10 protein-coding genes and 2 rRNA genes (1 of these 12 running past the window's edge) are annotated in these 10,598 nt (G+C 45.0%); 10 read left to right on the plus strand and 2 right to left on the minus strand.

What is annotated here, in order from left to right; translation table 11 throughout:
* Positions 1 to 151: 151 nt before the first annotated feature.
* From OV592_RS13625 to galU, 10 genes are all read left to right on the plus strand, one after another.
* The gene (locus OV592_RS13625) at positions 152 to 1,735 is read left to right on the plus strand and encodes an anthranilate synthase component 1 (RefSeq protein ID WP_406608956.1); all 1,584 of its coding nucleotides are present in this window, start codon (positions 152 to 154) and stop codon (positions 1,733 to 1,735) included.
* Entirely contained in the window at positions 1,725 to 2,321 is a 597-nt protein-coding gene (locus OV592_RS13630; RefSeq protein WP_016400691.1) for an aminodeoxychorismate/anthranilate synthase component II, read from the plus strand. The genes OV592_RS13625 and OV592_RS13630 overlap by 11 nt, the downstream gene beginning before the upstream one ends.
* Positions 2,321 to 3,325 carry an anthranilate phosphoribosyltransferase gene (gene trpD / locus OV592_RS13635; protein ID WP_406608957.1) on the plus strand — a complete coding sequence of 335 codons (1,005 nt, stop codon included), beginning with the start codon at positions 2,321 to 2,323 and terminating at the stop codon, positions 3,323 to 3,325. The genes OV592_RS13630 and trpD overlap by 1 nt, the downstream gene beginning before the upstream one ends.
* Positions 3,322 to 4,704: a bifunctional indole-3-glycerol-phosphate synthase TrpC/phosphoribosylanthranilate isomerase TrpF gene (trpCF, locus tag OV592_RS13640; RefSeq protein ID WP_406608958.1), complete on the plus strand. Its 1,383-nt coding sequence runs from the start codon at positions 3,322 to 3,324 to the stop codon at positions 4,702 to 4,704. Before trpD ends, trpCF begins: the two co-directional genes overlap by 4 nt.
* Before the next feature lie 51 nt (positions 4,705 to 4,755).
* Positions 4,756 to 5,946, plus strand: a complete 1,191-nt coding sequence (gene trpB, locus OV592_RS13645) for a tryptophan synthase subunit beta (RefSeq protein ID WP_016400694.1) — start codon at positions 4,756 to 4,758, stop codon at positions 5,944 to 5,946.
* Complete coding sequence (gene trpA / locus OV592_RS13650) at positions 5,946 to 6,752, plus strand: tryptophan synthase subunit alpha (RefSeq protein WP_406608959.1); 807 nt, start codon at positions 5,946 to 5,948, stop codon at positions 6,750 to 6,752. Before trpB ends, trpA begins: the two co-directional genes overlap by 1 nt.
* A gap of 70 nt (positions 6,753 to 6,822) precedes the next feature.
* Positions 6,823 to 7,383, plus strand: coding sequence for a septation protein A (locus OV592_RS13655; RefSeq protein WP_406608960.1), 561 nt, complete (start codon positions 6,823 to 6,825; stop codon positions 7,381 to 7,383).
* Between the two features lie 4 nt (positions 7,384 to 7,387).
* A complete protein-coding gene (locus tag OV592_RS13660; protein WP_406608961.1) occupies positions 7,388 to 7,687 on the plus strand; it encodes a YciI family protein in 300 nt (99 codons plus the stop codon).
* 124 nt (positions 7,688 to 7,811) lie between these two features.
* A complete protein-coding gene (locus tag OV592_RS13665; RefSeq protein ID WP_406608962.1) occupies positions 7,812 to 8,084 on the plus strand; it encodes a ComEA family DNA-binding protein in 273 nt (90 codons plus the stop codon).
* A gap of 169 nt (positions 8,085 to 8,253) precedes the next feature.
* Entirely contained in the window at positions 8,254 to 9,150 is an 897-nt protein-coding gene (galU, locus tag OV592_RS13670; protein WP_406608963.1) for a UTP--glucose-1-phosphate uridylyltransferase GalU, read from the plus strand.
* A 295-nt stretch (positions 9,151 to 9,445) separates the two neighbouring features.
* On the opposite strand, the gene rrf is transcribed toward galU, so the two are convergent.
* A 5S ribosomal RNA gene (gene rrf, locus OV592_RS13675) occupies positions 9,446 to 9,561 on the minus strand.
* Positions 9,562 to 9,672: 111 nt separating this feature from the next.
* Positions 9,673 to 10,598 (minus strand): 23S ribosomal RNA (locus OV592_RS13680); it runs 1,962 nt beyond the window's last position.

Consider the following 10,598-nt stretch of genomic DNA (forward strand, 5'->3'; position numbering starts at 1 on the left):
TTCTTACCAACAAATCTTGGTGGTGGCGCACTCCGAAATAAACGGGTGTGAGTTGTTGTATTTCCAATACATTGAACAGAACAACAAAAAGCCCGCTTAATGCGGGCTTTTTTTATATTTGCGCTACGGCCTTAACGAGGAGTAACGAACCATGAGTAATCACCCTAGGGTGCAGCTAAGCAACAACTTAATTGATGCTAGCTACGTGCTTGACCCACTAAGCTTATATCAAGAGCTTTGCAAAGAGAGTCAGCACAATGTGTTGCTAGAATCTTGCGAGATAGACAGCAAAGAAAACCTTCAAAGTTTAATTTTGGCCGATGCAGCCTTAAAGATCACTTGTAAAGGTCGTCAAGTGACGTTTACTGCAGTGTCACTCAATGGTGAAGCGGTTATCTCAGCGGTTGTAGAACACAGTGACAACAGCTTAATCACCGAGCATAGTGCAACTCAACTGGTGTTAGATTACCCACTCCCAGCCGCTAATTTAGATGAAGATTCTCGTTTAAAAGCGAGCTCTCCTGTTGATGCCTTACGGTTAATTACCACACTTTACGGTGAGCTAGCCTCTCATGATAAAGGCGTTTTTATCGGCGGTGTATTTGCCTACGATTTCATCGCCAGCTTTGAGCAACTACAAGACGTCGCCGAAAGCACCAATATTTGCCCCGACTACCAGTTCTACCTCGCCGAAACATTGCTACTAATAGACCACCAAGAACAAGTGACTCACTTAATTGGCTCGGTATATAACGAAGGTGAGCAAGCTAGAATAAATCAGCGCTTAGCCCACTTAGTAGAACTATGTGAGCATAAAAATCACCAACAGGCACAGCCAGATCTTAGTGATTACCAAGGGAAGATTGAAGCTGACATTAGCGACCGAGACTTCTGCCAGAATGTAGAAACTATGAAAGACTACATTCGCCAAGGTGACATTTTTCAAGTAGTTCCATCTCGCAGTTTTAAACTCTCTTGCCCTGACAGCCTCGCCGCTTACCGCGAATTAAAAATTACCAACCCAAGCCCTTACATGTTCTACCTGCAAGACAGTGAATTTGTATTGTTTGGCGCCTCTCCTGAAAGTGCAATTAAATACTCCTCTGATAGCCGAGATGTAGAAATTTACCCAATTGCCGGCACGCGCAAACGTGGCTTTAACGCCGATGGTTCAATTAACCAAGATTTAGACGGTCGCCTAGAGCTTGAGCTGCGCCTAGATAAAAAAGAAACCGCTGAACATATTATGTTGGTTGATTTAGCCCGTAATGATGTCGCTCGCATCAGTGAGCCTGGCACTCGCCATGTAGCTGATTTACTAAAAGTAGACCGCTACAGCCACGTAATGCACTTAGTATCGCGCGTAGTAGGTACCTTACGTAATGACCTAGACGCACTTCACGCTTACCAAGCCTGCATGAACATGGGCACCCTTGTTGGCGCACCAAAAATTCGTGCTTCAGAGTTAATTCGCCAAGTAGAACAGCAGCGCCGAGGCAGTTATGGAGGCGCAGTTGGTTACCTTGCAGGTAACGGCGACATGGATAGCTGTATCGTTATTCGTTCTGCTTTTGTTAAAGATAAGGTCGCGCATGTTCAAGCTGGAGCTGGTGTGGTGTATGATTCACAGCCTCAAGCCGAAGCCGATGAAACTCGCAACAAAGCAGCAGCGGTGCTAAATGCCATTGCCCGTGCTCACGGTTCAACTTTGAAGGATGTTAGTGATGACGCATAGTGTATTTTTGTTAGACAACTTTGACTCGTTCACTTACAACCTTGTTGATCAGTTTCGTAGTCAAGGCTTAGAGGTTAGCATTTACCGTAACCACTTAAGTGCTAAAGAGATTAAGCAACATATTGATAATAGCCCTACTCCGCCAGTATTGGTTTTATCACCAGGCCCTGGTAACCCACAGCAAGCGGGCTGCATGTTAGAGCTTATCGACTTATGTAAAGGCGAAGTACCTATTATTGGTATCTGCCTTGGCCACCAAGCACTAGTAGAAAGCTACGGTGGTGTGGTGGGTAAAGCAGATGAAATTGTTCATGGTAAATCGTCGGCAATTGAACACGACAACCGCCTTATGTTTGAAGGTCTAAGCAATCCTCTGCCAGTAGCGCGCTACCACTCGTTAGTAGCCACTACAATGCCAGATGGGGTTGTAGTGAATGCTCATTATCAAAACATGCCAATGGCGATAATCAACGAACAAGACAAGATTGTTGGGTTTCAATTCCACCCCGAATCCATTTTAACCAGCGAAGGGGCAACACTATTAGCCCGCAGCCTAGACTGGGCCACCCAAAAGGAGCAAGCGTAATGCAGGCTATTTTAGAGCAGCTATATCAAGGAAAAGACTTAAGCATTGAACAAGCGCAGCAGGTGTTTAGTCAGGTGATTCAAGGTGAAGTAGAGCCGATTGTCCTATCTTCACTGTTAACCGCGCTAAAGATTAAAGGCGAGCAACCGCAGGAAATTGCAGGTGCAGCCAAAGCCTTGCTTGCCAACGCTGCGCCTTTCCCAAGCCCTGAATACGACTTTGCAGATATTGTTGGCACCGGCGGTGATGGCCACAACACCATTAATATCTCAACCACCTCAGCGTTTGTTGCAGCAAGTTTAGGGGTTAAGGTTGCCAAGCACGGTAACCGCAGTGTATCGAGCAAGTCGGGCTCTTCAGACCTATTGGCCGCCTTGGGAATTAACATTCAAATGACCCCAGATACCGCGCGCAAATGTTTAGACGAATTGGGCCTGTGCTTTTTGTTTGCACCGCAGTACCACGCCGGTGTACGCCACGCCATGCCGGTGCGCCAAACCTTAAAAACACGCACCATCTTTAATGTACTAGGTCCGCTAATTAACCCAGCTCATCCAAGTATGGAAGTGATGGGCGTTTATGACCCGGCGCTTATTTCGCCCATCGCGCATACCTTGCAACAATTAGGTATGAAAAAAGCCATGGTGGTTCACGGTGCTGGCTTAGACGAAGTAGCCATTCATGGTGAGACTCAAATTGCGGAGATTAACGGCGACAAGATTACCGAATATAGCTTAAGCCCAGCTGATTTTGGTGTTGAGCAAGCCGATCTAGATGCCATTAAAGGTGGCACTCCTGAAGAAAACAAAGCCATCACTTTGCAGTTATTGCAAGGCACCGCTACACCAGCACAACAAGCAGCTGTTGCAGTTAATGTTGCCTTGTTACTTAAACTTGCAGGTAAAGCTGATGATGTTGCTCAAGGCGTTAAAATGGCCTTAGATGAAATGGCCTCTGGTCGTCCACTAACCCTAGCAAACCAATTGGCGGAGATGAGTCAGTGAGCCAAGCAGAAACAAAACAAACCACCATTCTAGATAAAATTGTGGCTGACAAAGAAATTTGGTTAGCAGAGCGTATGCAAAGCCAAACACTAGCAAGCTTTATAGATCAGGTTAAGCCCACAGAGCGCAGTTTTTATGATGCGCTATCAGGCTCACCCGCTAAGTTTATTCTTGAGTGTAAAAAGGCTTCTCCATCTAAAGGCTTGATTCGCCCAGAGTTCGACTTAGACCTAATTGCTGGCGTATATAAAAACTATGCTGCGGCCATTTCGGTGCTTACTGATACTAAATACTTTCAAGGTGAGTTTGACTATGTAACTCAGGTTAGAGAGCAAGTTGATCAACCAGTGTTATGTAAAGACTTCTTCATTGACGAGTACCAAATCTATCTAGCCCGTTATCACAAAGCAGATGCCATCTTACTGATGTTATCTGTTCTCGATGACAACGAGTATCGCTTGCTGGCTGAAGTAGCCCACAAGCTAAATATGGGCGTACTTACTGAAGTGAGTAACCAACAAGAGCTTGAGCGTGCCATTGATCTAAATGCCAAAGTTATAGGTATTAACAATCGTAACTTGCGTGACTTGTCGATTACCTTAGACAGAACACCAGAGCTGGCCAAACAAATCCCTGAAGATCGCGTCATCATTTCAGAATCAGGCATTTATCAGCACCAACAAGTGCGTGAGCTAGCCAAATACGCCAACGGCTTTTTAGTAGGTAGTTCACTAATGAGCCAAGATGATGTAGACATGGCTTGTCGTAAACTCATACTTGGCGAAAACAAAGTATGCGGCTTAACACGCGAGCAAGATGTTAAAACGGTTTATCAAGCGGGCGCAGTATACGGCGGATTAATTTTCGCCGAAAAGTCGCCGCGCTGCGTAAACCTAGCGCAAGCAGAAAAACTCAGCCAAGCGGCACCACTTAGTTTTGTGGGTGTATTTGTAAATAGCTCGGTTGAAGAAGTGGCCAATATTGCCAATCAACTTAAACTTCATGCAGTGCAATTGCATGGTGATGAAGACGAGCAATTCATCGAGCAGCTAAAAGAAAAACTTAACAACAGCCTAGTTTGGAAAGCGCTTGGCGTGAGAGAGGCATTACCAGAAGCGCCAAGCAACGCAGACAAAATATTATTTGATAGCAAAGTCGCCGGCCAATGCGGTGGTACTGGGCAAACCTTCGATTGGCAACTGTTAGGTGAGCACAGTCATGGTGCGATGCTAGCAGGCGGCATAAGCCCAAGTAACATTCAAGATGCACTAGCCTACGCCGCTGCAGGCTTAGATTTAAACTCCGGTGTAGAACAAGCGCCAGGGGTAAAAGACCCAGCAAAAATTAATGCTGCGTTTGAACAGATTAGACAGTACTAGTCTCAAGCAGATTAGTAAGCGTTAACCATTTTTAACGAATAAGAGTCAACAATGAGTAAACTAAATTCATATTTCGGCGAGTTTGGCGGGCAGTTTGTTCCACAAATTTTAGTGCCAGCGCTCGATCAACTAGAACAAGCCTTTATCGACGCCCAAGAAGACCCTAGCTTTATTGAAGAGTTCAACGGGCTATTAAGCGAATATGCTGGCAGACCAACACCTCTAACCTTGTGCCGCAATTTAACTGCGGGTACTAAAACCAAAATTTACCTAAAGCGTGAAGACTTATTACATGGTGGTGCACATAAAACCAACCAAGTGTTAGGCCAAGCCCTATTAGCAAAACGCATGGGTAAGAAAGAAATTATTGCTGAAACCGGTGCTGGCCAACATGGAGTAGCGACCGCCTTAGCGTGTGCCTTACTTGGTCTAAAGTGCCGTGTTTACATGGGCGCAATTGACTGTGAACGCCAAAAGCCTAACGTGTTCAGAATGAAGCTAATGGGTGCAGAAGTTATCCCAGTACACAGCGGCTCTTCTACCCTAAAAGACGCGTGTAACGAAGCCTTGCGTGACTGGGCAGCCAGTTATGACAGCGCTCACTACTTATTAGGTACAGCAGCCGGCCCTCACCCATTCCCAACCATTGTTCGCGAATTCCAGAAAATGATTGGCGAAGAAGCCAAACAGCAGATTCTTGAGACCGAAGGTCGCTTGCCTGATGCGGTAATTGCATGTGTGGGCGGTGGCTCTAACGCAATCGGCATGTTTGCAGACTTCATCAAAGAAGAAGATGTAAAACTAATTGGCGTAGAACCTGCGGGTAAAGGTATTGATACCGACCAACATGGCGCTCCACTTAAACATGGCCGCAAAGGTATGTTTTTTGGTATGCATTCGTTATTGATGCAAGACCAAAATGGTCAAATTGAAGAGTCTTATTCAATTTCAGCTGGCTTAGATTTTCCATCAGTAGGCCCGCAGCATGCTTATTTGAATTCAATCGGCAGAGCAGATTATGAATCAGCTACCGATGAAGAAGCCTTGGACGCATTCCAAACTCTAGCTGAGAGTGAAGGTATTATTCCCGCTCTAGAGTCTGCTCACGCGCTGGCTTACGCGCTAAAACTCGCTAAGCAAGATAAAGACAAAGAACAGATATTGTTGGTAAACCTATCGGGGCGTGGCGACAAAGACATCTTTACCGTAGCCGAAATATTCGAACAAAGAGGAAGCTTATAATGACGCAACGTTACGCTAATCTATTTGAACGTCTAACAAGCGAAAAACAAGGCGCCTTCGTTCCCTTTGTAACACTTGGCGATCCCAATTTAGAGCAATCTCTAGCCATTGTTGATGCCTTAGTTGAAGGTGGAGCAGATGCTTTAGAGTTGGGTATCCCCTTCTCTGATCCAGTAGCCGACGGCCCTACTATTCAAGGAGCTAACGTTCGCGCATTAGCAGCTGATGTTACCCCTCCTAAATGTTTAGAAATGCTCAGTGCTATTCGTGAAAAACATCCAGAGGTACCTATTGGTCTGTTGTTATACGCTAACCTCGTATATTCAACCGGTATTGATTCTTTCTATCAAAAGCTGGCAGCAGCAGGCGTAGACTCGGTGCTGGTTGCAGATGTGCCTATTCGTGAGTCAGCGCCTTTTAGAGAAGCTGCTGATAAGCATGGCTTGCAAAGCATCTTTATTGCACCACCAAACGCCGATGAAGCGACTTTAGCCAAAGTGGCCGAGTATGGACAAGGTTACACCTACCTTGTTAGCCGAGCAGGCGTTACCGGTACAGAAACCAAAGCAGGCGCACCTGTGGGAGAATTGTTAAACAAACTTAAGCAACATAATGCGCCGCCAGCTTTACTGGGTTTTGGCATCGCAACTCCTCAACAGGTTAAAGAAACCATTGAAGCTGGCGCAGCTGGTGCGATATCGGGTTCAGCCGTAGTTAAGATCATCGAAAACAACCTTGATGACAAAGCACAAATGCTTGTAACACTCAAGCAATTTGCCAGTGACATGAAAGCGGCTACCGTTTAGTTAAAGATCTTGCTACTATCAAAAGCCGCTTTTTAGCGGCTTTTTTATTAACAGCTTACGCTGAGGAACTATGAAACAATTTTTCGAGTTTATCCCTTTAGTTATTTTTTTGGCAGCCTATTACTTAAAAGACATATATGCTGCAACTCTTGCGTTAATGATATCAACTGCGGTCTTATTGCTAATTTCATATATTAAAAACAAAAAAGTTGAGAAAATGCATCTCATCTCCTTTGTTCTTATATTGGTTTTTGGTGGCTTAACTCTAATCCTGCGCGACGATAACTTTATTAAATGGAAACCTACCGTTATTAACTGGATCTTTGGTTTAGTGCTGTTAGTGAGTCAGTTTGCATTTGGTAACCCACTGATCAAAAAGATGCTGGGCAAAGAAATGACCTTACCTGATAATGTTTGGTCAAAAGTGAATGTCTCATGGGCACTTTTTTTCATCGCTTGCGGAACACTAAACCTCTATATCGCATTCAGTTTCTCAGAAGAATTTTGGGTTAATTTTAAGGTGTTTGGCCTACTCGGCTTAACCTTGGTGTTTACAGTAGGCACTGTCGTTTACTTATACAAACACTTACCTAAAGAACAAAAAGAATCACTCACAGAGAAAAAGGATTAATAGTATGTGGTATGTAATCTATGCAGAAGATGTGGCTAATAGTTTAGATAATCGCAAACAAGCGCGACCTGCACACTTAGAGCGTTTAAACGCTTTACTCGACGAAGGGCGACTATTGGTTGCTGGCCCAATGCCCGCTATTGATGCTGATGACCCAGCAGAAGCAGGCTTCACAGGCTCTACAGTAATAGCAGAGTTTGCAAGCTTAGAAGATGCAAAAGCCTGGGCAGATGCAGACCCTTATGTGGCTGCAGGTGTTTACGCAAAGGTAAGTGTAAAGCCCTTCAAAAAAGTACTTCCTTAATCTAATTGGGCGAGCGATCGCCCATTTGTCATTTTAGTGTCACAATTTAGCCCAAATGAGTGATTCGCATATAAAACATATCCTCTACTGTTATTCATGGTTTTATCAAAAAGGAGAATAAACCATGAAATTACTTAAGCTGGCATTGGTGCTCGTATTTAGTTTAATGAATATACAATTAGCCTTAGCTAATGAAAATTTAACACCAATCAACTTAAATACTGCCAGCGCAGAACAACTAGATTCTTTAAAAGGCGTAGGAGAGTCGAAATCAACAGCAATTGTTCAGTACCGCCAGCAACATGGTAACTTCAAGAACATTGAACAAATTGTGCTAGTGCCAGGCATTGGTGAAAAGATTTACCTCGATAATAAAGACCGAATCTACGTAGACTAAGTTACCCACCTAACATCGTCCGTAGCTCGCTACCACCGCGAGGGCGATGGCTTCTCCACTTCAAAAAATTATCACAGAGATATCTATTCGCAAATATCTCAATTTAAAATGTCATTTTGGCATGTTACAGTGCACGGGCATTTAACCTTACTTTTTCAAGAGACTGAAAATGACCCAACAAGTACGAAAAGCGGTACTACCAGTAGCAGGACTAGGAACAAGAATGCTACCCGCCACCAAGGCCATCCCTAAAGAGATGTTACCCATCGTAGACAAGCCGCTAATTCAATATGTTGTTCAAGAAGCTATATCTGCAGGCATTAAAGAGATCATTTTAGTAACCCACTCTAGTAAGAACTCAATAGAAAACCACTTTGATACCAGCTTCGAACTAGAAGCTACATTAGAGAAACGGGTAAAGCGTCAATTGCTCAATGAAGTACGTTCTATTTGTCCAAAAGACGTTACCATCATGCATGTACGACAAGGTGTGGCAAAAGGTCTAGGACACGCAATTCTATGTGCTCACCCACTTATTGGCGACGAACCTTTTGCCGTGCTTCTTCCAGATGTAGTGCTGGATGACTCAACCTCAGACCTTCGCACTGAAAACTTGGCAGACATGGTGGCGAAGTTTAACCACACAGGCTCTAGCCAAGTAATGGTTGAAGCGGTAGCGCAAGAAGATGTTAGCAAGTTTGGTATTGTAGATATCAACGGCAGCGAGCTTAAATCTGGAGATTCTGCAGATATGGTGGGTTCTGTAGAAAAACCCGCTGTTGAGGATGCTCCTTCTAATCTTGCTGTTGTAGGCCGTTATGTATTATCAGCTAAAATCTGGAAAGAGCTAGCTAGAACACCTCCAGGCGCTGGAGATGAAATTCAGTTAACAGATGCCATCGCTAGTTTAATGAAAAAAGAAACTACTCAGGCTTACTACATGGTTGGAAAAAGCCATGACTGCGGTAGTAAGTTTGGCTATATGAAAGCTATCGTCGAATTTGGCTTACGCCACCCAGAACTAAGAGACCGATTCAAGAAATACTTGTCTGAGCTGAAGCTCTAGTAAATCCACAATCACTTTCTCGATTAAAAAAGCCTGTTTGTTAAACAGGCTTTTTTAATCGACAACCACCTAATTGATAGAAATGTTTTCTTCCACTTAAACGGGCTAGCCTTGCCAAGAAACACGCCAAACGTAATCACTGGTCGACCTTGTATGTGCAAGAGGGCGATGTCTGTGATGCACTAGGTTAGTGCTGTTGATGAATCTATAGAGGATTGTGCGATTGGTATGCCTGGGCGACTAAATCGCAGGCAATAAAAAAGCCCTCGTCGTTAGACGAGGGCTTAGTATAGGAGCCTGGCGGTGACCTACTTTCACATGGGGAAGCCCCACACTATCATCGGCGCAGTTGCGTTTCACTTCTGAGTTCGGCATGGAGTCAGGTGGGTCCACAACGCTATTGCCACCAGGCAAAAACTGTTGTCTTTAACATTCGAAAAAGCTGAAACATCTCATGAGCACTAACAAGTATTCATGGTTTCTAAAATAAAGTATCTATAAGCAACACCCTTTAGGTGTTGTATGGTTAAGCCTCACGGGTAATTAGTACAAGTTAGCTCAATGCCTCACAGCACTTACACACCTTGCCTATCAACGTTGTAGTCTCCAACGGCCCTTCAGAGGACTTAAAGTCCTAGTGAGAATTAATCTCGAGGCCTGCTTCCCGCTTAGATGCTTTCAGCGGTTATCAGTTCCGAACGTAGCTACTGGGCAATGCTATTGGCATAACAACCCAAACACCAGCGGTTCGTCCACTCCGGTCCTCTCGTACTAGGAGCAGCTCCCCTCAATTCTCAAACGCCCACGGCAGATAGGGACCGAACTGTCTCACGACGTTCTAAACCCAGCTCGCGTACCACTTTAAATGGCGAACAGCCATACCCTTGGGACCGACTTCAGCCCCAGGATGTGATGAGCCGACATCGAGGTGCCAAACACCGCCGTCGATATGAACTCTTGGGCGGTATCAGCCTGTTATCCCCGGAGTACCTTTTATCCGTTGAGCGATGGCCCTTCCATACAGAACCACCGGATCACTATGACCTACTTTCGTACCTGCTCGACGTGTCTGTCTCGCAGTTAAGCTGGCTTATGCCATTGCACTAACCGTATGATGTCCGACCATACTTAGCCAACCTTCGTGCTCCTCCGTTACTCTTTGGGAGGAGACCGCCCCAGTCAAACTACCCACCAGACACTGTCCGCAATCCCGATAAGGGACCAACGTTAGAACATCAACACTACAAGGGTGGTATTTCAAGGTCGGCTCCACGTCATCTGGCGACAACGCTTCAAAGCCTCCCACCTATCCTACACATGTAGGGTCAATGTTCAGTGTCAAGCTGTAGTAAAGGTTCACGGGGTCTTTCCGTCTAGCCGCGGGTACACCGCATCTTCACGGCAATTTCAATTTCACTGAGTCTCGGGTGGAGACAGCTTGGCCATCA

It is taken from the genome of Agarivorans sp. JK6 (assembly GCF_045277145.1).
In the GTDB taxonomy this organism is placed as follows: Bacteria; Pseudomonadota; Gammaproteobacteria; order Enterobacterales; family Celerinatantimonadaceae; genus Agarivorans; species Agarivorans albus.

Excerpts from the sequence above, each read along its gene's own strand:
- OV592_RS13625 (WP_406608956.1), top strand. The coding sequence starts at position 152 with ATGAGTAATCACCCTAGGGTGCAGCTAAGCAACAACTTAATTGATGCT.
- OV592_RS13630 (WP_016400691.1), top strand. The coding sequence starts at position 1,725 with ATGACGCATAGTGTATTTTTGTTAGACAACTTTGACTCGTTCACTTAC.
- trpD (WP_406608957.1), top strand. The coding sequence starts at position 2,321 with ATGCAGGCTATTTTAGAGCAGCTATATCAAGGAAAAGACTTAAGCATT.
- OV592_RS13655 (WP_406608960.1), top strand. The coding sequence starts at position 6,823 with ATGAAACAATTTTTCGAGTTTATCCCTTTAGTTATTTTTTTGGCAGCC.
- trpB (WP_016400694.1), top strand. The coding sequence starts at position 4,756 with ATGAGTAAACTAAATTCATATTTCGGCGAGTTTGGCGGGCAGTTTGTT.
- galU (WP_406608963.1), top strand. The coding sequence starts at position 8,254 with ATGACCCAACAAGTACGAAAAGCGGTACTACCAGTAGCAGGACTAGGA.
- OV592_RS13665 (WP_406608962.1), top strand. The coding sequence starts at position 7,812 with ATGAAATTACTTAAGCTGGCATTGGTGCTCGTATTTAGTTTAATGAAT.
- OV592_RS13660 (WP_406608961.1), top strand. The coding sequence starts at position 7,388 with ATGTGGTATGTAATCTATGCAGAAGATGTGGCTAATAGTTTAGATAAT.
- trpA (WP_406608959.1), top strand. The coding sequence starts at position 5,946 with ATGACGCAACGTTACGCTAATCTATTTGAACGTCTAACAAGCGAAAAA.